The sequence below is a fragment of the Methylotetracoccus oryzae genome (genome assembly GCF_006175985.1).
GTDB classification, from domain to species: Bacteria; Pseudomonadota; Gammaproteobacteria; order Methylococcales; family Methylococcaceae; genus Methylotetracoccus; species Methylotetracoccus oryzae.
The window spans coordinates 173,914-199,187 of sequence record NZ_SRSH01000007.1 but is presented as its reverse complement, the minus strand read 5'-3'; the positions used below and the strand labels follow the sequence as shown (position 1 = coordinate 199,187).

Sequence of the window (25,274 nt, the reverse complement as noted above, 5' to 3'; positions counted from 1 at the left end):
TTCAGTTGCGGTTGCCGCTGCTCCAGTTCAGCTTGGACCGGAGGATGGCAAAGAAGTCGTGGTCGACGGGATGCAGCATCCGGAAGGGGCGGTCATGCCGGGTGATGCGCAGGCGATCCGTTGCCTCGACGTCAGGGATCGAGACATTGTCACAGTTGACCTGGGCGCGAAACTGCTTGCTGGGCCGAAAGCCGATCTCGATGAGGCTGTCGCCGCCAATGACGATGGGTCGATTGGTCAGGGTGTGCGGGTTGATCGGAGCCAGCACCAGGGCGTTCAGTCCCGGATGCAGTATCGGACCGCCCGCCGACAGGGCGTAGGCCGTCGATCCGGTCGGGGTCGAAATGATCAGCCCGTCGGAGCGCTGCGTGTTGAGGAACGCGCCGTCGATCCAGGTTTCGATCTCGATCATGCTGGTCGCGATGGCGCTGTGCACGACGATTTCGTTCACTGCGACCCGGTCGTGCACGACAGTGCCGTTGCGGGACACACGCACGCGGAGCAGGGAACGTTCCTCGAACTGGTAGTCGCCACCCAGAATGGCGTCGAGCTGCGTGCCCACCTCGTCCGGCGAAATATCGACGAGAAATCCGAGTCGCCCGAGGTTGACGCCGATCAAGGGAATTTCGTGGTCGACCAGGAGCCGCGCCGCTCTCAGCAGGGTGCCGTCGCCGCCGACAATGACTGCGGCGTCGCAACTTCTGCCGATTTCGTCGATGTCGCAAACGGTCGAGTTACCCGACACGAAACCGGCGCAGCCGCGGTCGACGAGAACGCGGAACCCTTGTTCGGTCAGGTGCTGGTGTATGTGTTCGAGCGTGGCCGAGATACGTTCGGCGTCCGGCTTGCCGATCAGCCCTATGGTCTTGAATTGCCGCTGCATCGGGGCGATCAGCACGAAATCGGCGGTGGCCCCATCAACAGTGGGACTGGAGATAGTTTTCGAGTCCCACAGCCGAGATCAGGCCGAGCTGTGTTTCGATCCAGTCGATGTGCTCTTCCTCGCTGCTGAGAATTTCCTGACACAGTTCCCGCGACACGAAGTCCCCGGCCGTCTCACACAGCGCAACCGCATCCTTCAGCACGACATGCGCCTGTTGTTCCAGTTGCAGGTCCGCAGCCAGTATTTCCGGAACGTTTTCACCGATGCGCAGATGTCCGAGTTCCTGCAGGTTCGGCAGGCCTTCCAGGAAGAGGATGCGTTCGATCAGTCGGTCGGCGTGCTTCATCTCGTCGATCGATTCCCGGTACTCATGGTCATTGAGCTTGTGGTAGCCCCAATTCTTCAACATCCGCGCGTGGAGAAAATATTGATTGATCCCGATCAGTTCGTTGCCGAGGACGCGGTTCAGACATTCGATAACCTTGGGGTCGCCCTTCATGTGGTTACTCCGGAAGATCAGGGTGTGAGTGGCACAGCTGCACGCCTTGGGGACTCGATGCGCAGACACCGCGGCCCCGCACATCCGCGGGCTATGGTATGAGCTTATTGACACATAATCTAGGGGTTGCTACCTTTAGCACTCTCACGCCGAGAGTGCTAAAAGTCGTCCCCTGCGTGTCTAATCTACCGGAACTGAGCGATCGGGCCCAGCACCTGTTCAAGGTGTTGGTCGAACGTTATATCGACGACGGCCAGCCGGTCGGCTCGCGTGTCCTCGCGCGCGATGCCGGTCTGAATCTGAGCCCGGCAACGATACGTAACGTGATGGCTGACCTCGAGGAGCTGGGGTTGGTGACGGCACCGCATACGTCGGCCGGGCGCATGCCGACCGTTTCCGGGTATCGATTCTTCGTCGATTCGCTGTTGACGGTGCGGCCTTTGCAGCAAGAGGTGATTGCACAGTTTCAGGGCGACCTCGAAACACAGGATACCCCGGAGGATTTGCTGGAGGCGGCCTCGAGGCTGCTATCCGACGCCACGCACATGGCCGGTCTCGTGACCGTGCCACGGTGTGATGCGCCCACCTTTCGGCACATCGAGTTCGTGCCCTTGTCGGATCACCGCGTCCTGGTGATTCTGGTGACAAACGACCGCGAGGTGCACAACAAGATCATTCATACGGCGCGCCCGTTCAGTGCCGCGCAGCTCACGGTTGCCGCCAATTACCTCAACGCGACCTGCGCCGGGAAGGACTTGAGCGGCATCCGGGATGGCCTGTTTCGTGACCTGGAAGAGTCGCGCGACCGGATCGGGCAGGAAATGATCGACGCCGCGGAGATGGTCAAGCTCGCGTTGAATCAGGGTGGCAGGAAGCGCAAGCCGTTCGTGCTGGCTGGCGAAATCAACCTGATGGAGTTTTCGGAACTGGCGAGCATGGAGCGTCTGAGAGGCCTCTTCGAGATCTTCCAGCAGAAGGAAGACATCGTGCATCTTCTGGACCGCTGTCTGGAAACGCCCGGTGTTCAGATCTTCATCGGCGAAGAGAGCGGGTGCCGCTCGCTCGAGCCCTGCAGTCTTGTTACGTCACGGTACTCGATCGACGGCCGAGTGGTCGGCGTATTGGGCGTGATCGGCCCGACGCGGATGGAGTACGAGCGCGTGATCCCTCTGGTCGACATCACCGCGAGGTTGCTCGGTTTGGCGCTTTGCCGGAGATCCTAGCGCACCGGTCACCAAGGGAGCGGACCCTCGATCCCCTTCGCGGTTGCGGTCGTCGCCGCGCGGCAGCGCGGTTGATGCCTGCCCTGCCGCCTTGCATAAAGAGAATTCGGGAGACATTGCCATGCAACAACAAGAGACGAATCATCCAGTCGACGCCGCCGAGGTTCCAGAGGCGAACCTCGATGCCACCCTCGAACCAGCGGCGCCCGGCGGCGACGCGAATGAGCCGCCTTCCATCGAGTTGATGGAGAAGCGGCTGAACGAGGCGACCAAGAAGGCCGAGGAGAACTGGGAGCGGTTCGTGCGTGCCCAGGCTGAAATGGAAAACGTGCGGCGCCGTGCCGAGAAGGATCTGCAAAACGCCCACAAGTTCGCGCTGGAGCGCTTTTCCAAGGAGTTGCTCGCAGTGGTGGATAGCCTGGAGCTGGGATTGCAGGCGGCTTCCGCCGCGGACGCGAATGCCGACGGGGTGCGGGAGGGCATGGAGCTGACGTTGAAGCAGTTGGGCGCTGCGCTGGAGCGTTTCGATGTCAAGCCAGTCGATCCGCTGGGCGAGCGCTTCAATCCGGAGTTCCATCAGGCGATGGCCGCCGAGCCGACGGCCGATGCCGACCCGAATACCGTCATTCGCGTGTTTCAGAAAGGGTATCTGCTGCACGACCGGTTGCTTCGGCCTGCTCTCGTCGTTGTCGCGCAGCCGGTTCCCGTGCCGGCCCAAGGCCAGGCTTGAAATCCTGCTCGATGCACCCCAAGACCCCGGCAGTGACCGATTCACGAATTTAACCAACGAATACCGGAGCGCATTCAAAAAATGGCAAAAATTATTGGTATCGACCTCGGTACGACCAACTCCTGTGTCGCGATCCTTGAGGTGGACAAGCCGCGGGTCATCGAGAACTCAGAGGGTGGCCGGACGACGCCGTCGGTGGTCGCCTTCACTTCGGATAGCGAAGTCCTGGTCGGCCAGTCGGCCAAACGCCAGGCCATCACGAATCCGACGAACACGCTGTTCGCGATCAAGCGACTCATTGGACGGCGCTTCAAGGACGACGTCGTGCAGAAGGACATCAAGATGGTGCCCTACAAAATCGTTGAGGCAGAGAACGGCGACGCCTGGGTCGATGCGGGCGGAAAGAAAATGGCGCCGCCGGAAGTTTCGGCGCGCGTGTTGATGAAACTCAAGAAGGACGCGGAAGCCTACCTTGGCGAGGAAATCACCGAGGCGGTCATCACGGTGCCGGCTTACTTCAATGACTCCCAGCGGCAGGCGACCAAGGACGCCGGGCGCATCGCCGGCCTCGAAGTCAAGCGCATCATCAACGAGCCGACCGCGGCAGCGCTGGCCTACGGCATGGACAAGAGCCGGGGCGACCAGAAAATCGCGGTGTACGACCTCGGTGGCGGTACCTTCGACATCTCGATCATCGAGATCGCGGAAGTGGACGGTGAGCACCAGTTCGAAGTGCTGTCGACCAATGGCGATACCTTCCTCGGCGGTGAAGACTTCGACCTGCGCATCATCGACTACATCGCCGACGAGTTCAAAAAGGAAAGCGGCATCGATCTGCACCACGATCCGCTGGCCTTGCAGCGACTCAAGGAATCCGCAGAGAAGGCCAAGATCGAGCTGTCGAGCAGCCAGCAGACGGAAATCAATCTGCCCTACATTACGGCCGACGCAAGCGGCCCGAAGCACTTGAACCTGAAGCTGACGCGAGCCAAGCTCGAGTCGCTGGTCGAGGAGCTGATCACGCGCACGAAAGGGCCGTGCCTTACGGCGCTGAAGGATGCCGGTTTGAAGGCGGCCGAGGTCGACGAGGTGATCCTGGTTGGCGGTCAGACGCGCATGCCCAAGGTGCAGGATTTCGTCCGTGAAATCTTCGGCAAGGAGCCGCGCAAGGACGTGAACCCCGACGAGGCGGTAGCCGTCGGTGCGGCGATCCAGGCCGGCGTACTGGGCGGCCAGGTGAAGGACGTGCTGCTGCTGGACGTCACCCCGTTGTCCCTGGGTATCGAGACCCTGGGCGGCGTCATGACCAAGCTGATCGAGAAGAACACGACCATCCCGACGAAGCAGCAACAGGTGTTCTCGACGGCCGAGGACAGCCAGACGGCGGTGACGATCCATGTCCTGCAGGGCGAGCGCGAGATGGCCAAGGACAACAAGTCGCTCGGACGCTTCGATCTGGCCGATATCCCGCCGGCTCCGCGCGGCATTCCGCAGATTGAAGTCACGTTTGATATCGACGCCAACGGCATCCTGCACGTGTCGGCCAAGGACAAGGCGACCGGTAAGCAGCAGTCGATCCAGATTCGCGCGTCGAGCGGACTTTCCGAAGACGAGATCAAGCGAATGGTCAAGGATGCCGAATTGCATGCCGAAGACGATCGGAAGATGCACGAACTGGTGAATGCGCGTAATCACGCGGACGCGATGATTCACGCAACGAACAAGTCGCTGCATGACCTTGGCGACAAGGTCGATGCGGATGAAAAGAGCCGGATCGAGAGTGCGATTGCCGAGCTGAAGGAAGCCATCAAGGGCGATGACCATGCCTCGATCGAGAGCAAGACGCAGGCATTGATGGAGGTATCGGGCAAACTGGCGGAGCGGGTGTACGCGCAGAAGTCCGATGGCGATGCCGGCGCCGCGTCGCACGAGTCCGCGGGTTCGTCCGAGCAGACGGCGCACGCCACGGCGGATGACGTCGTCGATGCCGAGTTCGAGGAAGTGAAGGACGACAAGAAATAACCGCTCTGCCGGCCGCGATGGTCGGTAGATTCATCAGTCGATTACCGCCGGCGTAAGCCGGCGGTCGTGTTGCATCATGGCCAAAGAAGACTATTACGAATTGTTGGGGGTCGCTCGCAACGCCAGCGATAGCGATATCAAGAAAAGCTTCCGGCGGCTTGCGATGAAGTTCCATCCGGATCGCAACACCGACAACCCGAACGCCGAGGAGCAGTTCAAGAAGGTCAAGGAGGCCTACGATGTCTTGTCGGACCCGCAGAAGCGGGCCGCTTACGATCAGTTCGGACACGCCGGCGTCGATCCTTCGATGGGCGGCGCTGGCGGCTTCGGTTTCTCGGGCGACAGTTTCAGCGACATCTTCAGCGACGTCTTCGGCGACATCTTCGGCGGTGGCAAGCGCCGCGGTGGGGGAGGCAGAGCGCAGCGCGGCGCTGACCTGCGCTACAACCTCGAACTGACGCTGGAAGACGCCGTTGCCGGTACCGAGGTCAAGATCAGGGTGCCGACCTGGAATACCTGCCAGGAATGCGGAGGCAGCGGCGCCAAGAAGGGGTCGGGTCCCGTAACCTGCACGACCTGTCAGGGCCATGGCGCGATCCGGATGCAGCAGGGATTCTTCTCGGTGCAGCAGACCTGTCCGGCGTGCCGCGGCACCGGCCAGCAGATCAAGGATCCGTGTCGGTCGTGCCAGGGGCAGGGGCGCATACAGGACACCAAGACCTTGTCGGTCAAGATCCCCCCGGGTGTGGATTCCGGCGATCGCATCCGTCTCGCCGGGGAGGGGGAGGCAGGCGACCATGCCGGGCCGCCCGGAGACTTGTACGTACAGGTAGCGGTAAAGGATCATCCGATCTTCACGCGCGATGGCGCCAATCTTTATTGTGAAGTGCCAATCAGTTTCCCGTGCGCATGTCTGGGCGGGGAGTTGGACGTACCGACGCTGGATGGCAAGGTGGTGCTGAAAATACCGCCGGAAACCCAGACTGGTAAATTGTTCCGCCTGCGCGGCAAGGGCGTAAAGCCGGTCCGCGGCGGGCCGCAGGGCGACCTCTTGTGTCGGGTGCAGATCGAGACGCCGGTTTCTCTCGATAAGGACCAGGTCGAACTGATCAGGCGTCTGGATGAATCCTTGAGCGGCGGTGGTAGCCGGCACAGCCCGCAGGCTCACGGTTGGCTCGATGGGGTCAAGCAGTTCTTCGATAAATTGGGTTTGTAGCCGCGGCCTTCGTCTGTTGCCGAGATGCTGCGCGGGTACCCGATTCCCAGCGGTCAGGCGAATGTGCGGCAATGGGGCGATAAGCCACGGAACCGCGATTTTTTGTTTCGGGAGATCAGTGTGGCATTACGTATTGGGATAGCCGGCGCTGCCGGCCGGATGGGCAAGAGCTTGATCGCCGCGTGCCAGGAGTCCCCCGGCCTCGTTTTGGCGGCTGCGCTGGAGCATGCGCAGAGCCCGTACCTGGGGATGGATGCCGGAGAACTCGCCGGCTTGCCAGCGGTCGGTGTTCCAGTGGCGACCGGCCTGGAGAGTGCCAGTGAACAACTCGACGTGCTGATCGACTTCACGCGGCCGGAGCCCACTCTCGGTCATGTCGCGATTTGCCGCGCTGCCGGGGTGCGTATGGTCATCGGCACGACCGGGTTTACCGCCGAGCAGCGGCAGACGATAGAGGCCGCGAGCCAGTCCATGGCCCTCGTTCTCGCCCCCAACATGAGTGTCGGTGTCAACCTCGTGCTGAAGCTGCTCGAGCTTACGGCGCGTACGATCGGCGATCAGACCGACATCGAGATCATCGAGGCGCATCACCGGCACAAGGTCGATGCGCCATCGGGCACGGCGCTGCGTATGGGCGAAGTGATCGCGGCAGCGCTCGACCGCGACCTGGCGGAGTGCGCCGTCTACGGGCGCGAAGGGACCACCGGTGCGCGCAACCCGAAAACCATCGGTTTTGCGACGATACGCGCCGGCGACATCGTCGGCGAGCACACGGTGATGTTTGCCGACGACGGTGAGCGCGTTGAAATCTCCCACAAGGCGTCCAGCCGGTTGACCTTCGCCAAGGGCGCGCTGCGTGCGGCGCAATGGGTCATGGGGCGTGAGTCCGGCCTTTACGATATGCAGGATGTACTTGGTTTGAAGTCGCTCTGACGCGGCCCTGCCGTGGACACGAGGGGGGGCGGTTGCGTAAAATCACGCGATTAAGTTCGTACGCGGATTGACGGGACGAGTCCTCCGGGCTCCTCCCGTTTTGCACGTCTAAAGGTGGCTTTTTTGGATAGACCCGCATTCCTGGCTCTCGAAGATGGAACGGTGTTCGATGGCGTCGCCGTCGGTGCCGACGGCAGTTCTGTCGGTGAAGTGGTGTTCAATACCGCGATCACGGGCTATCAGGAGATCCTGACGGATCCCTCCTACGCGCGGCAGATCGTCACCCTGACGTATCCCCATATCGGCAATACCGGGATCAACGACGAAGATGCGGAATCGGTGCGTCCGTTCGCCGCCGGGTTGGTTGTCCGCGATGTGCCGGCGCGGTTCAGCAACTGGCGGTCCGGTCGGAGTCTCACCGATTTTCTACGAGCCTCGGGGATCGTCGGAATCGCCGGCCTCGATACCCGCCAGTTGACCCGGATCCTGCGGGACAAGGGTGCGCAGCGCGGGTGTCTGGTCGCCGGGGGTGACATTGTCCCCGAGCGCGCGATCGCGCTGGCACAGGAATTTCCCGGGCTGAAAGGTATGGACTTGGCGCGGGAGGTCACCGTCAATGAAGAGTACGCGTGGACTCAAGGCGCTTGGCAACTCGGCGAGGGGCATCGTGAGCTGGCCGAGTTCGGTTACGAGGTCGTGGCCTACGACTTCGGTATCAAGCACAACATCTTGAGGCTACTCGCCGACCGCGGGTGCCGCGTCACCGTGGTGCCGGCGACGACGCCGGCCGTCGCCGTTCTCGCGCGGCGCCCGGATGGGGTGTTTCTGTCGAATGGTCCGGGTGATCCCGAGCCCTGCACCTATGCAATCGAGGCGATACGCGCCATCGTCGACGCCGGAGTCCCGGTCTTCGGCATCTGCCTGGGCCACCAACTGCTGGCACTGGCCAGCGGTGCAAGGACCGTCAAGATGAAGTTCGGCCATCATGGCGCGAACCATCCGGTGCAGGATCTTGCAACGGGGAAGGTCATGATCACGAGCCAGAACCACGGCTTTACGGTCGATGAAGACAGTCTGCCCGTGACGCTGCGCGCAACTCACCGGTCTTTGTTCGACCAGAGCCTGCAAGGCATCGAACGGACCGACCGGCCCGCATTCAGCTTCCAGGGTCATCCGGAAGCCAGCCCGGGTCCGCATGACCTGAGCCCCTTGTTCGATGCCTTCATCGAGAGAATGAAGGGTACGAGTCGCCGAACGTAGCAGAGCACGACATGCCGAAAAGAACCGATATCGAATCCATTCTGCTGCTGGGCGCCGGGCCGATCGTCATCGGTCAGGCCTGCGAGTTCGACTACTCCGGGGCGCAGGCCTGTAAGGCCTTGCGTGAGGAAGGCTACCGCGTGGTCCTGGTCAACTCGAACCCCGCCACGATCATGACCGACCCGGAAATGGCCGATGCGACCTACATCGAGCCGATCGATTGGCAGACCGTCGCCCAGATCATCGAAAAGGAGCGCCCGGATGCCTTGCTGCCGACGATGGGTGGACAAACAGCCCTGAATTGCGCCCTCGATCTCGATCGGGAAGGGGTGCTTGATCGGTTCGGCGTGGAATTGATCGGTGCCAGGAAGGACGCGATCGACAAGGCCGAGGACCGCGATCGTTTCCGCAAGGCGATGAACCGCATCGGGCTGGCGACGCCCCGCTCCGAAGTCGCGCACACGCTGGATGAGGCGTTGGAGGTGCTCGACCGCATCGGGTACCCGACGATTATCCGTCCGTCGTTTACGCTGGGCGGCAGCGGCGGTGGCATCGCCTACAACCGCGAGGAGTTCGTCGAGATCTGCGAGCGTGGGCTCGATCTGTCGCCAACCCGGGAACTGCTGATCGAAGAATCGGTGCTCGGCTGGAAAGAGTTTGAGATGGAAGTCGTGCGGGACCGCAACGACAACTGCATCATCGTCTGCTCGATCGAGAACTTCGATCCGATGGGCGTGCATACGGGCGACTCGATTACCGTTGCACCCGTGCAGACGCTGACCGACAAGGAATACCAGTTGATGCGGGATGCATCGATCGCCGTGCTCCGCGAGATCGGCGTCGACACCGGCGGGTCGAATGTGCAGTTTGCGGTCAATCCGGCTGACGGCCGCATGGTCGTCATCGAAATGAATCCGCGCGTATCGCGTTCCTCGGCCCTGGCCTCGAAGGCGACCGGTTTTCCGATTGCCAAGGTCGCAGCGAAACTCGCGGTCGGTTATACACTCGACGAGTTGCGCAACGAGATCACCGGCGGCGCGATGCCGGCATCGTTCGAACCGACCATCGATTACGTCGTAACGAAGATTCCGCGTTTCACGTTCGAAAAGTTTCCGCAGGCGGATGATCGGCTGACCACCCAGATGAAGTCGGTGGGCGAGGCGATGGCGATCGGCCGCACCTTCCAGGAGTCCCTGCAAAAGGCCTTGCGCAGTCTCGAAACCGGGATAGACGGCCTGGTCAGCCGGCTGGATCCCGCGGCCGGCAACGTCCGCGAAAGCCTGCAGCGCGAACTGCACTACCCGGGGCCGGAGCGCATCCTGCATGTTGCCGATGCCTTTCGCAGCGGCTGGACACTGGACGAAGTCCATGAGCACAGCCGGATCGACCCGTGGTTTTTGGCGCAAATCGAAGACCTGATTGCGACCGAGGCCGATCTGGCCGGGCGTCAGGCGACCGGGTTGTCCCGGGCCGACTTGTTCGCCCTGAAGCGCAAGGGTTTCGCCGACTCGCGTCTCGCCTCTTTGCTGGGCAGCAGCGCCGACGCGATCCGTTCCCTGCGCCGTGGTTTCGGTATCAAGCCAGTCTACAAGCGTATCGATTCCTGCGCCGCCGAGTTTGCGAGTTCGACGGCCTACCTGTACTCGACCTACGAGCAGGAGTGCGAGGCGGAGCCGTCGACGCGGCGGAAGGTGATGGTGCTCGGTGGCGGGCCGAACCGGATCGGGCAGGGCATCGAGTTCGATTACTGCTGCGTCCATGCTGCGATGGCGCTGCGCGAGGATGGCTTTGAAACCATCATGGTGAACTGCAATCCGGAAACGGTCTCGACCGATTTCGACACCTCCGATCGGCTCTACTTCGAGCCGCTGACGCTAGAAGACGTGCTGGAGATCATCGATCTCGAACAGCCGTACGGAGTTGTGGTGCAGTACGGAGGACAAACGCCGCTGAAGCTCGCGCGAGCGCTTGAAGCCGCGGGCGCGCCCATCATCGGCACCTCGCCCGACTCCATCGATCTGGCCGAGGATCGGGAGCGCTTCCAGCTCTTGATCGAGCGTCTCGGTCTGAAGCAGCCGCCCAACAAGACGGCTCGATCCCTGGATGAGGCCGTGGCCTGCGCGCAGCAGATCGGTTATCCGCTGGTCGTGCGACCGTCGTATGTGCTGGGTGGACGGGCGATGGAGATCGTCTTCAACGACGACGAGTTGCGCCGCTACATGCGCGAGGCGGTCAGCGTCTCGAACGAGTCGCCGGTTTTGCTGGACCGGTTTCTGGATGATGCGATCGAGATGGATGTCGACGCCGTTCGGGACGGATCGGAGGTTCTCGTCGGCGGACTGATGCAACATATCGAGCAGGCAGGAGTCCATTCGGGCGATTCGGCCTGCTCCATTCCGCCTTACGATCTGGATGCTGCCATCCAGTTGCAGATTCGCGAGCAGGTCAAATTGCTGGCCGAGTCGCTGAATGTGGTCGGCCTGATGAACGCGCAGTTCGCGATCCAGGGGCGGGATGTCTTTATTTTGGAAGTCAACCCCAGGGCCTCCCGCACCGTTCCCTTCGTGTCCAAGGCAACCGGCTATCAGTTGGCAAAGGTCGCCGCGCGCTGCATGGTGGGCCGGACCTTGGCCGAACAGGGGATCGTCGAGGAGCGGGTTCCGTCCTACTTCTCGGTCAAGGAAGCGGTGTTCCCGTTCATCAAGTTTCCCCGGGTCGATCCCGTGCTCGGTCCCGAGATGAAATCCACCGGTGAGGTCATGGGGGTCGGCGCCACGTTCGGTGAAGCCTATGGCAAGGCGCAGCGTGCCGCGAATGTGCGTCTGCCCACCAGTGGTGTGACACTGATCAGTATCCGCGATGCGGACAAGGTCAAGATTGTCCCGATCGCGCGCGACCTGGTGTCGAAGGGCTTTTCCCTGGTCGCCACTCGGGGGACCGCGCAAACCCTGGTGGATGCGGGTGTGCCTTGCGAGGTGGTCAACAAGGTCTACGAGGGCCGTCCGCACATCGTTGACATGATCAAGAACGGGCAACTGCATCTGATCATCAACACGACCGAAGGCGCGAAGGCGATCGCCGATTCATTCACGATTCGGCGGCAGGCGTTACAACGTCAGGTCACCTACACGACGACGGTGTCAGGCGCACGCGCGATCTGCTTCGCACTCGACGAAGCGCAATCGGCTGGCGTCTGCAGGCTGCAGGATCTCCACGGGGACTTCTGAACGGCGGCGACATTTCCATCCGCATCCCGAACCACAACCATGAACAAAACGCCGATTACCACTCGCGGTGCCGAGAAGTTGAGGGAAGAACTGAATCACCTCAAGTCGGTGCGCCGTCCCAAAATCATCCAGGCCATTGCCGAGGCGCGGGCGCACGGCGATCTGAAGGAGAACGCCGAGTATCACGCGGCTCGCGAGGAGCAGGCGTTTACCGAAGGGCGAATCAACGAAATCGAGGCGAAACTGGCCAACGCGCAAATCATCGACGTGACGCGAGTCAATGCGGACGGGAAGGTGGTTTTCGGCGCGACGGTTGAACTCGAAGATCTCGCGACCGGGAACACGGTCACCTATCAGCTCGTCGGCGAGGACGAAGCCGATATCAAGCAGGGATTGATTTCAATCTCGTCGCCGATCGCGCGGGCGCTGATCGGCAAACACGTCGAGGATGTTGCGACCGTGCAGGCTCCCGGTGGCGTCAGGGAGTACGAGATTTTGCAGATCCGGTATATCTAGTGCGTTTCTTCGGGAGGCCGCGGCCCGTCGCGGGCGCCGGCGGTTTTTCCCGATAGAGCGTGACGACATGGCCGACGGTCTGTACGTGGTCGGCCTGAAGTTCGGTGCAGACCTCGGCTGCCAGCGCTGATCGTTGCTGTGGCGTATCGGCGTTGATCCTGACCTTGATCAGTTCATGATGCTCGAGCGCACGGTCGATCTCGGCAGTGACCGCAGGAGTAAGGCCGGCTGCGCCGGTGATGACGACGGGCTTGAGGGTATGCGCCCTCGCCTTGAGAAGTTTCTTCTGCTGGGAAGTGATCATGCCGATGTTGTCTGGTGAAAGTGTTCGGATGTCCCCTGCTGACGGAGCGTTCCGATTTGGCTAGACGTCCTACGAGCAGCCGGTGGCTGGCCGAGCATCACAGCGACGAATATGTAAAGAAAGCGAGGGAACTGGGTTACCGCTCACGCGCCGTCTTCAAGCTCGAAGAATTGGACCAGCGTTTTAGGCTGCTCCGTTCCGGAATGACTGTGGTGGACCTTGGCGCGGCCCCTGGAGGCTGGTCGCAGTTTGCGGTCAACCGCATCAGGCCGGGAGGCGCGATTATAGCGCTCGACATCCTGGCCATGGAACCCTTGCCCGGGGTGAGCTTCATTCAGGGCGACTTTCGTGAGGATGCCACGCTCGCTCGCTTGCGGGCGGAACTGGTCGGGCGTCCGGTAGACCTGATCTTGTCCGATATGGCTCCGAACATGAGTGGCATACGCGGGGTCGATATACCACGGTCCTTATACCTGGTGGAGCTCGCACTGGACTTGGCGCAACAGGTCCTGCGTCCGGGCGGCACGCTGGTCGTAAAGACGTTCTCGGGTACCGGTTTCGACGAATTTCTGCGCACGGTCCGCGCGAACTTCAGCCGTGTGGCGCTTAGCAAGCCCAAGGCGTCGCGGAGCCGTAGCCCGGAAACTTACGTCGTTGCAAGCGGTTACCGTGCGCCGGCAGGCTGACGAACAATCCACCTGATCCTTCTGGAACCATCCCGCGGGGCCCTTGTCCTATTTTCGGTGCGCGGAAAAACACCGTGCACCCGCGGTCCGGGTTACAAACTTAGAATTTCGCTAAACAATGAGATACACTCGGGTTCCAATCCGAATTAGGGAGTGGTGGACGTGAATGATATGTTGAAGAACATTGTCCTGTGGGTGGTTATTGCCGTCGTGTTGATGTCTGTATTCAACAATTTCGGCAATCGCAAAGCCACTGATTCCAGTATGTCCTACTCGCAATTCATCGCTGCGGTGAATGAAGGGCAGGTCAAGCAAGTGACCATCGACGGACCGATGATCAAAGGTGTCCTCGGCAGCGGCGAGAAATTCGCCACTTACACTCCCGAAGATCCTCACATGGTCGACGATTTGCTAAAGAACCATGTCGAGATCAAGGCGCAGCCGCCGGAGCAGCAGTCGCTGTTGATGCAGATCTTCATCTCCTGGTTCCCGATGCTGCTGCTGATCGCCGTCTGGATTTTCTTCATGCGGCAGATGCAGGGCGGAGCCGGTGGTCGCGGGGCGATGTCCTTCGGCAAGAGCAAGGCGCGGCTGATCGAAGAAGATCAGGTGAAGGTGACGTTCGCCGATGTCGCCGGCGTTGAAGAAGCGAAGGAAGATGTGACCGAGATGGTCGACTTCCTCAAAGATCCGAGCAAATTCCAGAAGCTGGGCGGCAAAATTCCGCGCGGGGCTCTGATGGTGGGTCCGCCCGGAACCGGTAAGACGCTGTTGGCTCGCGCCATCGCCGGCGAAGCGAAAGTGCCGTTCTTCTCGATCTCGGGCTCGGATTTCGTCGAAATGTTCGTCGGCGTTGGTGCCTCCCGTGTTAGGGACATGTTCGAGCAGGCCAAGAAGCATGCTCCGTGCATCATTTTCATCGACGAAATCGATGCCGTTGGTCGTCACCGCGGGGCCGGCCTGGGCGGTGGACACGACGAGCGGGAGCAGACCCTCAACCAGTTGCTCGTCGAGATGGACGGCTTCGAGGGCACGGAAGGCATCATCGTGATTGCGGCCACCAACCGACCGGACGTTCTTGACCCGGCACTGTTGCGCCCTGGCCGCTTCGATCGTCAGGTCACAGTCGGCCTGCCGGACGTGCGTGGTCGCGAGCAGATCCTGAAAGTGCACATGAAGCGTACTCCTGTGGCCGACAACGTCGAGCCGAAATACCTGGCTCGTGGTACGCCGGGTTTCTCGGGCGCCGATCTTGCCAACCTCGTCAATGAAGCGGCTCTGTTCGCAGCGCGTAAAAATAAGCGCGTGATCGACATGTCCGACTTCGAGAAGGCCAAGGATAAGATCCTGATGGGCGCCGAGCGCAAGTCCATGGTCATGAGCGAAGACGAAAAACGTCTGACCGCATATCACGAAGCGGGGCATGCGATCGTCGGCCGACTGGTCCCGGAACACGATCCGGTCTACAAGGTCAGCATCATGCCGCGTGGTCGGGCCTTGGGCATTACGATGTTCTTGCCCGAACGCGACCAGTACAGTGCCAGCAAGCAGAAGCTCGAGAGTCAGATCTCCAGTCTTTTCGGTGGCCGCATCGCTGAAGAAATGATCGTTGGCAAGGAACGGGTGACCACTGGCGCTCAAAACGACATCGAGCGGGCGACGAATCTGGCTCGCAGCATGGTGACTCGTTGGGGTTTGTCCGAGCGGCTGGGTCCCCTGGCTTACAGTGAAGAGGAGGGTGAGGTATTCCTCGGCCGATCCGTGACGAAGCACAAATCAGTTTCGGAAGAGACGGCACACCTGATCGACGAGGAAATTCGTTCCATCATCGACAGGAACTACGAGCGGTCGGAGCGTATCCTGCGCGAGAACATCGACAAGATGCACTTGATGGCCGATGCCCTGATGAAGTACGAGACCATCGATCGGTTGCAGATCGACGACATCATGGAGGGGCGTGTGCCGCGCGAGCCGCAGGGCTGGGAAGACCAGACCCCGCCCAGTGGGGGCCAGACGGCTGACGCGCCGCCTCGCGCTGACGATGCGCCGACGTTCGGTCGTCCTGCCGCGCAACACTAGCTCGTTGCGCTGAAGCCAAGCCCCCGGGCGCATGCCAATGCGCCCGGGGGTTTTTTTTGGAACATGCCTTCCCCGCGTATCGCGACCTTCGGCGTCACGCCCCCGCTCACTTCCCGTTCCCTCCCGACGACGATTTTCGCTACACTCGCTCCTGTTTCGTGATTCCTTGGACAGGCGAATCGGCGTTGGGCGGATGTCAGGAGTCTGTAAAACGGTAAATTAGGGCGGATGGGTAGATGGAATTGGTGCCGCGACCGCTATGACCTCACCGTTACGCCGTCGCGGTTCGCTGCGGCGATCCGGCCAATCCCTGGGAGGGGAGGAGAATACACATGAAGAAGCGTTTTTTTGGGACCGACGGTATACGCGGTACGGTCGGCACTTATCCGATAACACCCGATTTCATGCTGAAGCTGGGCTGGGCTGCGGGCAAGGTATTTGCCGGAGGCACTGGCCCACGCAAGGTGATCATCGGCAAGGATACCCGCATCTCGGGCTACATGTTCGAGTCTGCGCTGGAGGCCGGGTTGGCCGCGGCGGGGGTCAATACCCAGTTGCTCGGCCCCATGCCGACACCGGCAGTCGCCTATTTGACCCGCACCTTTCGGGCCCAGGCCGGCATCGTGATCAGCGCTTCCCATAACCCGTACGCGGACAACGGAATCAAGTTCTTTTCCGGGCAGGGTTTGAAGCTGCCCGACGAGGTCGAACTGCGCATCGAGGAACAGATCGACCAACCTATGACCACCGTGCCCTCATCGGGGCTGGGTAAGGCCGCGCGCATCCAAGATGCCGCGGGGCGCTACATCGAATTCTGCAAGAGTACGATCCCGGCCGGTACCGAATTCGCCGGGCTCAAGGTCGTTGTCGACTGTGCCAACGGAGCCACGTACCACATCGCTCCCCATGTGTTCGCTGAAGTCGGCGCGAAAGTCACGGCGCTTGCCGTTTCACCCGACGGGCTCAACATCAATGATGCCGTGGGTGCGACCCAGCCGGAGTTATTGCGCCAGGCTGTGGTCGAAGCAGGCGCCGATCTCGGTGTCGCCTTCGATGGCGACGGGGATCGCGTGATCATGGTCGATCATCGTGGTGAAATCGTAGACGGTGATGAATTGTTGTACATCATCGCCCGTTCCCGCCTTGACCAGGGGCAGTTGCGGGGCCCGGTGATCGGTACCTTGATGAGCAATCTGGGGCTGGAGCATGCGCTTGCGGCGATCGATGTCCCCCTGCAGCGTGCTGCGGTCGGCGACCGCTATGTACTGGAACTGATGGAATCGCACGACAGCATGCTCGGGGGCGAGGGTTCCGGGCATATCATCTGCCGTGACCGCACGACGACGGGGGACGGTATCGTCGCGGCCTTGCAGGTGCTTGCCGAGATGAAGGCGCAGGGGAAATCCCTGCACGAACTGAAATCTGGCATGACCAAGTATCCGCAGTGTCTGGTCAACGTCCGTGTCGACGTGAGGACCAACCTCGAGTCCCATCAGTCCATCCGGCGTGCGAGGGAAGATGTCGAAGCTCGGCTTAAGGGAAGGGGGCGCGTGTTGCTGCGCTCATCGGGAACAGAGCCGCTGGTACGTGTCATGGTCGAGGGTCAGGATCGCGAACTCGTCGACCAGCTCGCGCATCGCCTGGCGGACGATGTCCGGGCCGCTCTGTCGCTCTGACTCGCTTGCAAACCATCGCCGGTCGTTTCTGCCAACGGGAAAACTCATGCGTTTGCTACATACGATGATCCGGGTCGGAAACCTGGAACGCTCGATCGACTTTTACGTCAATGTGTTGGGTATGAAGCTGCTGCGGCAACATGATTACCCGGAGGGCCGATTCACCTTGGCCTTCGTTGGTTACGGCGACGAATCCGAGCATACGGTGCTCGAATTGACCTTCAATTGGGGGGTGGAACGGTACGAGCTCGGCAACGCCTTCGGACACCTGGCCGTAGAGGTTGATGACGTCTACGCTGCGGTCGAGGAGTTGCGTAGCCGGGGAGCGCGGATCGTTCGGGAAGCCGGCCCCATGCAACACGGCCGTACCGTCATTGCTTTCGTAGAAGATCCTGACGGATACCGAATCGAACTGATCGGTCGTTGCTTGGAAAACCCGTGAATTCGGAGCGACGTTACGAAACCGTCTCCGGCAACGCAGCGTAAGCCTTAGGTGTCGGTCTTGGATTGCCGCTGTCTCAGGGCTTCGAGTTGCTCGGGAGTGGCTTCGCGCTGAAATTTTTCCTTCCACCGAGCGTAGGGCTCGCCGTAAACCCACTCGCGGGCGGCGCTCTCGTCCAACGGTTCACCGGCTTGCTGCGCGGCCTCTGTCAGCCATTTGGCCAAGCAGTTCCGGCAGAAGTCAGCCGTGATCATCAGCTCGATGTTCTGGACTTCGGGGTGTTCTCTGAGGTGCTGCAGCAGGCGGCGAAAGGCCGCCGCTTCGATCGCCGTTTGGGCGGATGAATCCAATGACACGTTGGGCCTACAACCTTGGGAGCGACAGGGAATGCGCAAGTGCCCGCTGAAGCCAAGCCACGCAGCGCAGATGATGGAAACGTCAGTCCACGACTTTTTCTTGTATCATAGCGACCTGCTCAGGCAACGCAAGGGCCCGTCGATGCTCGAGAGACCGGGTGTCGAATCCGCATTCAGGGCCGGTCCGCCCTATCAGAACGTTTGCTGACCATGCCCTTGGTGTATTGTCGCCCGCCGTCGGCAGGACTTGCAGTTAGGAAACACTGTTATGACGCAGGATCCAGCTAATCGCTGCTCACCATGAAACTTCTAGTCGATTTTTTCCCGATCCTGCTGTTCTTCGGTGCCTTCAAGGTCTACGGCATTTATGTCGCGACCGTAGTGGCGATCATCGCGACCGTCGTGCAGGTCGCTTTCGTCTGGTTTCGAACCCGACGCATCGAGCCGATGCACCTGATTACACTGGCCGTGATCGCCGTCTTCGGTGGCGCAACTCTGTACTTTCAGGATGAGCTGTTCATCAAGTGGAAGCCGACGGTCGTGAATTGGCTGTTCGGTGTGGCGTTTCTGCTCAGCCAGATTTTCGGGCGGCGGACCGCGATCGAGCGCTTGCTGGGTGGCAAGGTGGAACTCCCTTCGGGTGTGTGGAAACGCCTCAACCTGATGTGGGCTTCTTTCTTCATCGTCGTCGGCTGCGTCAACCTGTTCGTTGCCTACCGCTTCGACACCGACACCTGGGTCAATTTCAAGCTGTTTGGTCTGATCGGGCTGACGCTCTTTTTCGTGATCCTGCAAACCCTGTACCTGCACCGGTACGTGGCTGAACCTCATCAGGAGTGAATCGGTGCTGTACGCAATCCTGTGTGAGGATGTGCCGGGTAGTGGCGCATTGCGTCGGAAGGCGCGACCGGACCATCTGGCCCGACTGGAGGTGCTCGCCAACGAGGGGCGCCTGATTCTCGCCGGCCCGCACCCGGCAATCGACGCCGACGATCCGGGCGATCCCGGATTTACCGGTAGCCTGATCGTGGCCGATTTCCCCGGTTTGGCGGAAGCCGAAGCCTGGGCCGCGGCAGATCCGTACCGTCGCGAGGGCGTCTATGAGCGGGTCGTCGTCAAGCCCTTCAAGCGAGTGTTTCCGAGATGAGTGCCCGAATCGAGCGGATCCGCGCGCGTTTGGAAAAGGCCCTCGAGCCCCTGCACCTCGAGCTGTTCGACGACAGTGCCGCCCATGCCGGTCATGCCGGAGCCCGGCAAAGCGGTGGCGGACACTTTTCCGCCATCATCGTGGCCGAGCCGTTTGCCGGCCAGAGTCTCGTCGCACGGCACCGGCTGGTATATCAAGCTTTGGGCGATCTGATGCAGACCGACATTCATGCTTTCAGCATGAAAGCCTATGCGCCCGACGAGTTCGACCGAATTGAAAACAGACAATAGGGAATTGCAAGATGAATAAACGCCTTTTGGTCCTGGTTGCGTTAAGCGGTGTTTCATTGTGGTCCTGCGACCAGGCCGGCAAGACCTCCGCCGAGGGAGCGATAGTGCTACCTCCGGTTTCCCGCGACGATACGGCGGTCCTCGTGAATGGCCGTCCGATCAGCAAGCAGTCGGTCGACATGCTGGCCACCGAGATTGCTCAGCGCCGCGGCGGCGAAGGGGTGCCGAAGGACAAGATCGTCGACGAACTGGTCAAGCGTGAGATCCTGCGGCAGTCGGCCGAAAAGGATCAATTGTTGAAGGATCCGTCGATAGCGGCGCGAGTCGACAATGCCATCCGGATGACTTTGTCGCAGGTGGCAGCCGAAAACCTGCTCAAAAAGCTGACGCCTACCGACGAGGAAATCCGGAAGGAATACGACCAGCGTGTTGGCGCGATGAAGGCCAGCGAATACAAGGCCCGGCACATCCTGGTGGAAGACGAGAAGACGGCTCTGGATGTGATCAAGCGCCTCGGCAAGGGTGAAAAGTTCGACGCGATCGCAAAGAAGTTGTCCAAGGATCCGGGTTCCAAGAACAATGGTGGTGATCTCGGGTGGTTCTCCCCAGACCAGATGGTTCCGCCCTTCGCGAATGCCGTGATCGCGCTGAAGAATGGCGAAACGACCAAGGCTCCGGTGAAGACGGATTTTGGGTGGCACGTGATCCAGCGGGAGAGCTCGCGGGAGCAGGAAGCGCCGAGCTACGAATCCGTGAAGCCGCAGGTCCAGTCGTTCCTGCAGAGTGACAAGCTGCAGAGGTATCTGGATGAACAAAAGAGCCAGGCGAAGATCGAGACGCTGATCAAGTACGACGCCCCCGCGGCCGGCAAGCCGGGACAGCCGCCCGCTGCCGTGGCACCTGCGGCGACCGGGGCGCCCGCTGCGACCGAAGTGCCGGATGACAACGACGAATCTGCCGAGGCTGGCGGACCGGTTGAGGTTGAGGAGGAGACGGTCATCGAGGAGCAGGTTCCACCGGAGGAGGAAGTACCGGAGGACGACACTCAGACACCTGAGCAGCCTGAATAGGCGTTCCTCGACTCCCGCCGGGTGCCGCACGGGGTCACGCTCCGCGCGGCATCCGGCCCAAAACCGCCGCCCTACTTGAACGACCTCAGTCGTCTTCCGCGAACAGATCCAATTGCGCTGCGTGCCGACGCGGCGGACGGAACAGCGAGGAGTCCAGCGGTGGCAACTCGCAACGCATACCCGATTTCCGCAGTGCGATTGCGAACCGCTGTCGCAGCAAGTCAGCGAATATCCCGGTGCCAGTCTGGCGCTTGCCGAATTGCGGGTTGTACAACTGACCGCCATGCAGTTCGGTCACGCAGGCAAGCACGCGGTGGGCCCGGAGCGGAAAGTGGGCCTCCAGCCATTCCCGGAAAAGGTCCTTGATTTCCAGCGGCAGCCGCAGAACGATGTACCCCGCCGACTGCGCGCCGTGGCGCGCGCCTTCGGTGATCAGATTCTCGAGATCCGCATCGTTGACGAACGGGATCAACGGGGCAACCATCAAGCGCACCGGCACACCGGCATCCGCCAGTGTCCGCACTGTCTCCAGGCGCCGTGCAGGCGCTGTGGCGCGGGGTTCCATGACCCGAGCGAGTTGTCCGTCCAGTGTCGTGATCGAGATTTGCACCTCGACCAGCCGGCGCTCGGCCATGGCCGCCAGCAGGTCGAGATCACGTTCGATCAGTGCCGACTTCGTCGTGATCGTGATCGGGTGTCGGCAATCGTGCAGGACCTCGAGAATTTCCCGCGTCACGCGATGGATCCGCTCGACCGGCTGGTAAGGGTCGGTATTGGCGCCGAGCGCGATCGGTTCGCAGCGGTAGCCCTTGCGCCCCAGCTCGGTAGACAGCTGCTCTGCGGCGTTGCGCTTGACGACGAGCCGCGTCTCGAAATCCAGCCCTGGCGACAAGCCCAGGTAGGCATGTGTCGGTCGGGCGTAGCAATAGATGCAGCCGTGTTCGCAGCCGCGGTAAGGGTTGATGGACCGGTCGAAAGGAATGTCCGGCGAACGGTTGGTCGAGACGATGGAGCGCGCGTATTCTTCGGTGACTTCCGTTCGCGGCACTCCGATCCCGATGCCGGAGTCTGCGGCCTCGTCGGGCTCCCGAACGGTGGTGTCGAACCGTGATGCACGATTGGTAATGGCGCCCCGACCTTTGATGGGTCCGTTGACCATAGTGACGTAGTGGGAAGTCCGACTGAATCCTCAACGGCGCATGGTAGCATCGCACGTTCCTTGACGCGCCTTAACCTGAACGCCGAGATGAGTTGCGACGACATCGTTGACCAGCAGAGCCTCCCGGTCGATCTTGCTTTGCAAGCCATGCTGTCAGAGGTTGCTCCGGTGTCCGCCTGCGAGCGCGTCCCGCTGTGGGAGGCCGTGGGGCGGGTCTTGGCCCAATCCGTGGTCGCTGCCAGGCCGGTCCCCGCTCATGCCAATTCCGCAGTCGACGGCTACGCCGTGCGCGCGAGCGATCTGGCCGAAGGGGACAACTCTTTTCGGGTCGCCGGGGTTGCGTATGCCGGGTCCCCTTACCAGGGTAATCCGCTAGCGGCCCACGAAGCGGTTCGGATCATGACTGGCGCGGTCATGCCCGACGGCGCTGACACTGTCGTGATGCAGGAACAGACGCAGGCGCTGGATGACGACCACGTGCGTTTCGCACCGCCGCTCCGTGCGGGCGCCAACGTGCGGCAGGCCGGTGAGGATTTGCGCGCAGGTGAGGTCCTGCTGGCCTGCGGACGCTGGTTGATGCCCGCGGATATCGGACTGCTGGCTTCGGTAGGTCTGGTCGAGATTTCCGTTTACAGGCGCTTGCGCGTCGGCGTCCTGTCGACCGGTGACGAGGTGCGCGGTTTGGGGGGGGCGCTGACACCCGGTATGGTGTATGACAGCAATCGTTACCAGCTTTCGGCTGCGCTGCGGCGTATGGGAGCCGAAGTCTGCGACCTCGGCATCGTCCGCGACGATCCCGGCGAGCTGGTAGCCACGTTGCACTCGGCGGCGACTCATCTGGACCTGATCGTGTCCAGCGGCGGCGTGTCCAGCGGCGCGGCCGACCGTATCCGCGAGGTCGTGGCCGACATCGGGCGGATCAGCCTGTGGCGAGTGGCGATGAAGCCCGGGCGACCGTTGGCGTTCGGGTCTGTAGAGAACGCGATATTTTTCGGATTGCCGGGCAACCCGGTCGCGGCGTTGGTAGCGTTCTGCTGGTTCGTGAGGCCGGTGCTGGAAAAGCGGATGGGTGTTTTGGACCGGCCGCTGATCCCTCTAATCAATGCAATGGTCGAGACGCCGCTGCAAAAACAGCCTGGACGCATGGAGTTCCAGCGGGGCATCTTGACTCCGCGGGCCGGCGGCAGCGGATATCAGGTGCGGACTACCGGAAACCAGGGCTCGGGGATTCTCCGCTCGATGAGCCTGGCCAACGGCCTGATCGTCCTGCCAGCGGCCGAAGGGCCGGTTGCCGCGGGCAGCCAGGTGGCCGTGCTCCCGTTTTCCGCGGTGTTCTAGCCGACATGTTCAGGTCGTGTCCAACCGCGGGCGACGAAGCGTCCCGGTCCATCCCACGCAGCGCCGTCACGACCGGCTTCCCCCGGGTCAGCGCCGGGTGGGACTATCGCACTCTGTGTCGTCGGCTGGCCACCGACGACGATGCGCCCGAACTGTTGTCGATGGCCCGCGCCGCACTGGAGACGCGCCTTGCAACGCTGGTGAAGCGGGACAGGGCGCCGGTCGGTCCCGGGCCAAAGGCGAGCATCGACGATTTGCGCTACCTTTTGCCCTGGCTGGCCGGAGCGGGAGCCGAACTGTGCCGTATTGCACAGGCGGCCACGGGCCATCGGCAGGCGCATGCCCTGTTGTTCGGCATCTATGTTCGATGCTTTGCGCCGGGAAGCCCTACCGATCAACTGCGGGCTGCAGCGCACGCGACCGATGACAGCCAGCCAGCGACGGCTGGCGGCGTCGTGGACTCAGCCGGTGACCTGCTCCATGAAGCGGTATTCCTGCGCCTTGGCCTCGGCTGTTTTCCGGTCGCATTCTTCCCCGAGATTCTGGGTTACGCGCTCGCCGAGATTCGCAGCACCGCTCCGCAGTGTGACGGGCTACGTGATGTCACGCGGGAGCACGCTGGCCTATTGGAGATTCTGCAAACTCAGGTGCGTTGCCTGCAGGCCGAACGCCCGGTGCTGGCTGCTGCGTGGAAAGCGGCGCGGCGCAGCGCCACTGGCCAGACCCGAAGCCTGCTCAATGCGCGCATGGTCCGCGGTATCGCCCTGCATCAATCGCTGACCGAGCAGGCTTGGCAAGCGCTCGAGGCGCATCGTCATAACGCAGTGGATGTCGTCGGCGCGATGCGCCGATTGCTGCTGAGCAAGGCACCGTTCGCGACTGGGTATCACGGCGGCGTGATGATCGGCGGACGCAGCCTGGACGCCTGGTTTGCTGATCAGCCATTCCAGACCGACGCCTTGCTGTCGGCATTGGCGGCATCGGCATGGATTGACCGCGAGGTGCCCGAGCGAAGTCATCTGTTGACCCTGTTCCGATTCGGCGGGCCGATGTTCGGGGTACTGACCGCCGACGAGGAAGCCACGTTGCGAGCCTGGCTCGCCGGACTCAGACGACCGGTGTCAGATCCTACGTACAAGGTTCCGATGGCGGTGGAGTCGGGAGATAGAGCTGCCGCTGGAGCGGGTGGTGGCGCGCCGCAGGTGGTCGCTGAGGTCGGCGTCGGGGCGTTGGTGCGGCGGGATGCCCGGAGGTTGTGCACGGTTCCCCGAAGCCTGTTTCACGTGCTGGTCAATCCGGAGGAACAGCAGCCGGGGGCGTTCTGCTCGGCACGCCGCTATATCGAGCGCTGTGTGCAGCGGGTAGCCCGCGATCCATGGCACCGATGTGACCGGTTTCCCTATTCCGAGGCAACCTTCGAAACGTGGTTGAACGCGCTCTACCGGCGCCAGACCGACTCACCCTCACCAAAGCCGCGAAGCGTACCGAAGCTGCCTCGTGGTGCCTATGTGTTCGGTATCGAACAACTCGCCCCCGCGGTTCTGGTTGATGGGTGCTGGCTGCAACGGGTGGACGGTCTGGCGCGCGTGTCCCCTGGGGTTGCGCGGCGGCTCACCACCATTTACGCCGACGAACTGGGCAGCGGGAACGTCGTTCAGAATCATCCCTGGATCTATCGGAGGCTCTTGGTCAGCCTCGGCATCGATTGTCCGGCGGTCGACTCCATAGACTTTGCATCAAGTCCCCGTTTTCTCGATGCAGCCTTCGAGCTTCCAGCGCTGCTGCTGTCGATATCGGTTCACACCCATCGCTTCCTGCCCGAGTTGTTGGGTCTGAATCTGGCGATCGAGGTCAGCGGCCTGGGCGCGTCGTACGGACAGGTCGCGCGCGATCTCGAATACTGGGGCATCGATGCCCAAATCGTGAGGCTGCACCAGTCGATCGATAATCTTGCGAGCGGCCATGCCGCACTGGCCAGGGACGCCATCGTGGTTTATCTCCGTGAGGCGCGTGGCCTGGGTGGTGAGGCAGCAGAACAGGAGCACTGGCAGCGCATCCAGCGCGGGTACGACCTGCTGCGCGTCGTGACCCGCCCTTTCAAGTGGCGACTGGCGGCCGCTTACCTGACACGCGGGTGGGTCCCGCGCCTTCGTACCCGAGTGATGGGGCCGCAGCCAACATGAAATCAGGACAGCCTGCTCGGGCGCAGGCCATGCCT

Annotated in this window: 23 protein-coding genes; 18 read left to right on the top strand and 5 right to left on the bottom strand. The window is 61.8% G+C overall.

The features are described 5' to 3' along the window. Window position 1: 1 nt before the first annotated feature. Together BWR02_RS09260 and bfr are read right to left on the bottom strand one after the other, a co-directional pair. Window positions 2-898, bottom strand: coding sequence for an NAD(+) kinase (locus BWR02_RS09260; RefSeq protein WP_407941057.1), 897 nt, complete (start codon window positions 896-898; stop codon window positions 2-4). A 19-nt stretch (window positions 899-917) separates the two neighbouring features. Then, window positions 918-1,382 carry a bacterioferritin gene (gene bfr, locus BWR02_RS09255; protein ID WP_139557448.1) on the bottom strand — a complete coding sequence of 155 codons (465 nt, stop codon included), beginning with the start codon at window positions 1,380-1,382 and terminating at the stop codon, window positions 918-920. A 176-nt stretch (window positions 1,383-1,558) separates the two neighbouring features. Between bfr and hrcA the strand changes: the two genes are divergently transcribed. The 8 genes from hrcA to greA all read left to right on the top strand — a co-directional run bounded on the left by hrcA (window position 1,559) and on the right by greA (window position 12,509). Further along, window positions 1,559-2,605 (top strand): heat-inducible transcriptional repressor HrcA, encoded by a 1,047-nt coding sequence (hrcA, locus tag BWR02_RS09250; protein WP_139557447.1) that lies wholly within the window; start codon window positions 1,559-1,561, stop codon window positions 2,603-2,605. A 121-nt stretch (window positions 2,606-2,726) separates the two neighbouring features. Then, on the top strand, window positions 2,727-3,335 hold the full coding sequence (gene grpE, locus BWR02_RS09245; RefSeq protein WP_139557446.1) for a nucleotide exchange factor GrpE: 609 nt from the start codon (window positions 2,727-2,729) through the stop codon (window positions 3,333-3,335). An 81-nt stretch (window positions 3,336-3,416) separates the two neighbouring features. After that, complete coding sequence (gene dnaK / locus BWR02_RS09240; protein ID WP_139557445.1) at window positions 3,417-5,357, top strand: molecular chaperone DnaK; 1,941 nt, start codon at window positions 3,417-3,419, stop codon at window positions 5,355-5,357. Window positions 5,358-5,433: 76 nt separating this feature from the next. Continuing rightward, window positions 5,434-6,573, top strand: a complete 1,140-nt coding sequence (gene dnaJ / locus BWR02_RS09235) for a molecular chaperone DnaJ (RefSeq protein ID WP_139557444.1) — start codon at window positions 5,434-5,436, stop codon at window positions 6,571-6,573. A gap of 120 nt (window positions 6,574-6,693) precedes the next feature. Next, the gene (gene dapB, locus BWR02_RS09230) at window positions 6,694-7,506 is read left to right on the top strand and encodes a 4-hydroxy-tetrahydrodipicolinate reductase (RefSeq protein WP_139557443.1); all 813 of its coding nucleotides are present in this window, start codon (window positions 6,694-6,696) and stop codon (window positions 7,504-7,506) included. A gap of 123 nt (window positions 7,507-7,629) precedes the next feature. Next, window positions 7,630-8,766, top strand: a complete 1,137-nt coding sequence (carA, locus tag BWR02_RS09225) for a glutamine-hydrolyzing carbamoyl-phosphate synthase small subunit (RefSeq protein WP_139557442.1) — start codon at window positions 7,630-7,632, stop codon at window positions 8,764-8,766. Window positions 8,767-8,777: 11 nt separating this feature from the next. Beyond that, the gene (carB, locus tag BWR02_RS09220; protein WP_139557441.1) at window positions 8,778-11,993 is read left to right on the top strand and encodes a carbamoyl-phosphate synthase large subunit; all 3,216 of its coding nucleotides are present in this window, start codon (window positions 8,778-8,780) and stop codon (window positions 11,991-11,993) included. 39 nt (window positions 11,994-12,032) lie between these two features. After that, window positions 12,033-12,509, top strand: coding sequence for a transcription elongation factor GreA (gene greA, locus BWR02_RS09215; RefSeq protein WP_139557440.1), 477 nt, complete (start codon window positions 12,033-12,035; stop codon window positions 12,507-12,509). Here greA and yhbY read toward each other — a convergent pair. Then, window positions 12,472-12,813 (bottom strand): ribosome assembly RNA-binding protein YhbY, encoded by a 342-nt coding sequence (yhbY, locus tag BWR02_RS09210; RefSeq protein WP_139557439.1) that lies wholly within the window; start codon window positions 12,811-12,813, stop codon window positions 12,472-12,474. The two genes, greA and yhbY, sit on opposite strands and share 38 nt — an antisense overlap. Before the next feature lie 56 nt (window positions 12,814-12,869). On the opposite strand from yhbY, the gene rlmE reads away from it, so the two are divergent. The 4 genes from rlmE to gloA all read left to right on the top strand — a co-directional run bounded on the left by rlmE (window position 12,870) and on the right by gloA (window position 17,696). After that, complete coding sequence (rlmE, locus tag BWR02_RS09205) at window positions 12,870-13,499, top strand: 23S rRNA (uridine(2552)-2'-O)-methyltransferase RlmE (RefSeq protein ID WP_139557438.1); 630 nt, start codon at window positions 12,870-12,872, stop codon at window positions 13,497-13,499. Window positions 13,500-13,670: 171 nt separating this feature from the next. Continuing rightward, window positions 13,671-15,578 (top strand): ATP-dependent zinc metalloprotease FtsH, encoded by a 1,908-nt coding sequence (ftsH, locus tag BWR02_RS09200; protein WP_236102083.1) that lies wholly within the window; start codon window positions 13,671-13,673, stop codon window positions 15,576-15,578. A 332-nt stretch (window positions 15,579-15,910) separates the two neighbouring features. Beyond that, window positions 15,911-17,254, top strand: a complete 1,344-nt coding sequence (gene glmM, locus BWR02_RS09195; RefSeq protein WP_139557437.1) for a phosphoglucosamine mutase — start codon at window positions 15,911-15,913, stop codon at window positions 17,252-17,254. Between the two features lie 46 nt (window positions 17,255-17,300). Then, window positions 17,301-17,696 (top strand): lactoylglutathione lyase, encoded by a 396-nt coding sequence (gloA, locus tag BWR02_RS09190; protein WP_139557436.1) that lies wholly within the window; start codon window positions 17,301-17,303, stop codon window positions 17,694-17,696. Between the two features lie 47 nt (window positions 17,697-17,743). On the opposite strand, the gene BWR02_RS09185 is transcribed toward gloA, so the two are convergent. Next, the gene (locus BWR02_RS09185; protein ID WP_139557435.1) at window positions 17,744-18,052 is read right to left on the bottom strand and encodes a DUF1244 domain-containing protein; all 309 of its coding nucleotides are present in this window, start codon (window positions 18,050-18,052) and stop codon (window positions 17,744-17,746) included. 300 nt (window positions 18,053-18,352) lie between these two features. Here BWR02_RS09185 and BWR02_RS09180 point away from each other — a divergent pair, with 300 nt between their 5' ends. The 4 genes from BWR02_RS09180 to BWR02_RS09165 are packed head-to-tail and all read left to right on the top strand — an operon-like array spanning window position 18,353 to window position 20,559. Next, a complete protein-coding gene (locus tag BWR02_RS09180; protein WP_129884014.1) occupies window positions 18,353-18,892 on the top strand; it encodes a septation protein A in 540 nt (179 codons plus the stop codon). 4 nt (window positions 18,893-18,896) lie between these two features. Continuing rightward, the gene (locus BWR02_RS09175; protein ID WP_139557434.1) at window positions 18,897-19,199 is read left to right on the top strand and encodes a YciI family protein; all 303 of its coding nucleotides are present in this window, start codon (window positions 18,897-18,899) and stop codon (window positions 19,197-19,199) included. A gap of 29 nt (window positions 19,200-19,228) precedes the next feature. After that, window positions 19,229-19,489 (top strand): BolA family protein, encoded by a 261-nt coding sequence (locus BWR02_RS09170; protein WP_328591512.1) that lies wholly within the window; start codon window positions 19,229-19,231, stop codon window positions 19,487-19,489. 11 nt (window positions 19,490-19,500) lie between these two features. Next, window positions 19,501-20,559 (top strand): peptidylprolyl isomerase, encoded by a 1,059-nt coding sequence (locus BWR02_RS09165; RefSeq protein WP_139557432.1) that lies wholly within the window; start codon window positions 19,501-19,503, stop codon window positions 20,557-20,559. Between the two features lie 85 nt (window positions 20,560-20,644). Here the strand turns inward: BWR02_RS09165 and BWR02_RS09160 are convergent, their stop codons facing one another. Continuing rightward, entirely contained in the window at window positions 20,645-21,718 is a 1,074-nt protein-coding gene (locus BWR02_RS09160) for a PA0069 family radical SAM protein (RefSeq protein ID WP_139557431.1), read from the bottom strand. Window positions 21,719-21,778: 60 nt separating this feature from the next. On the opposite strand from BWR02_RS09160, the gene moeA reads away from it, so the two are divergent. Further along, window positions 21,779-23,056 (top strand): molybdopterin molybdotransferase MoeA, encoded by a 1,278-nt coding sequence (gene moeA / locus BWR02_RS09155; protein WP_236102068.1) that lies wholly within the window; start codon window positions 21,779-21,781, stop codon window positions 23,054-23,056. Window positions 23,057-23,061: 5 nt separating this feature from the next. Further along, window positions 23,062-25,239, top strand: a complete 2,178-nt coding sequence (locus tag BWR02_RS09150) for an iron-containing redox enzyme family protein (RefSeq protein WP_139557430.1) — start codon at window positions 23,062-23,064, stop codon at window positions 25,237-25,239. Window positions 25,240-25,274 lie beyond the last annotated feature (35 nt).

Coding starts and splice junctions, on each gene's coding strand:
- bfr (WP_139557448.1), bottom strand. CDS start 1,382: ATGAAGGGCGACCCCAAGGTTATCGAATGTCTGAACCGCGTCCTCGGC.
- dnaK (WP_139557445.1), top strand. CDS start 3,417: ATGGCAAAAATTATTGGTATCGACCTCGGTACGACCAACTCCTGTGTC.
- gloA (WP_139557436.1), top strand. CDS start 17,301: ATGCGTTTGCTACATACGATGATCCGGGTCGGAAACCTGGAACGCTCG.
- ftsH (WP_236102083.1), top strand. CDS start 13,671: ATGTTGAAGAACATTGTCCTGTGGGTGGTTATTGCCGTCGTGTTGATG.
- BWR02_RS09160 (WP_139557431.1), bottom strand. CDS start 21,718: ATGGTCAACGGACCCATCAAAGGTCGGGGCGCCATTACCAATCGTGCA.
- BWR02_RS09180 (WP_129884014.1), top strand. CDS start 18,353: ATGAAACTTCTAGTCGATTTTTTCCCGATCCTGCTGTTCTTCGGTGCC.
- greA (WP_139557440.1), top strand. CDS start 12,033: ATGAACAAAACGCCGATTACCACTCGCGGTGCCGAGAAGTTGAGGGAA.
- grpE (WP_139557446.1), top strand. CDS start 2,727: ATGCAACAACAAGAGACGAATCATCCAGTCGACGCCGCCGAGGTTCCA.
- BWR02_RS09150 (WP_139557430.1), top strand. CDS start 23,062: ATGTTCAGGTCGTGTCCAACCGCGGGCGACGAAGCGTCCCGGTCCATC.
- glmM (WP_139557437.1), top strand. CDS start 15,911: ATGAAGAAGCGTTTTTTTGGGACCGACGGTATACGCGGTACGGTCGGC.
- yhbY (WP_139557439.1), bottom strand. CDS start 12,813: ATGATCACTTCCCAGCAGAAGAAACTTCTCAAGGCGAGGGCGCATACC.
- carB (WP_139557441.1), top strand. CDS start 8,778: ATGCCGAAAAGAACCGATATCGAATCCATTCTGCTGCTGGGCGCCGGG.
- BWR02_RS09165 (WP_139557432.1), top strand. CDS start 19,501: ATGAATAAACGCCTTTTGGTCCTGGTTGCGTTAAGCGGTGTTTCATTG.
- dnaJ (WP_139557444.1), top strand. CDS start 5,434: ATGGCCAAAGAAGACTATTACGAATTGTTGGGGGTCGCTCGCAACGCC.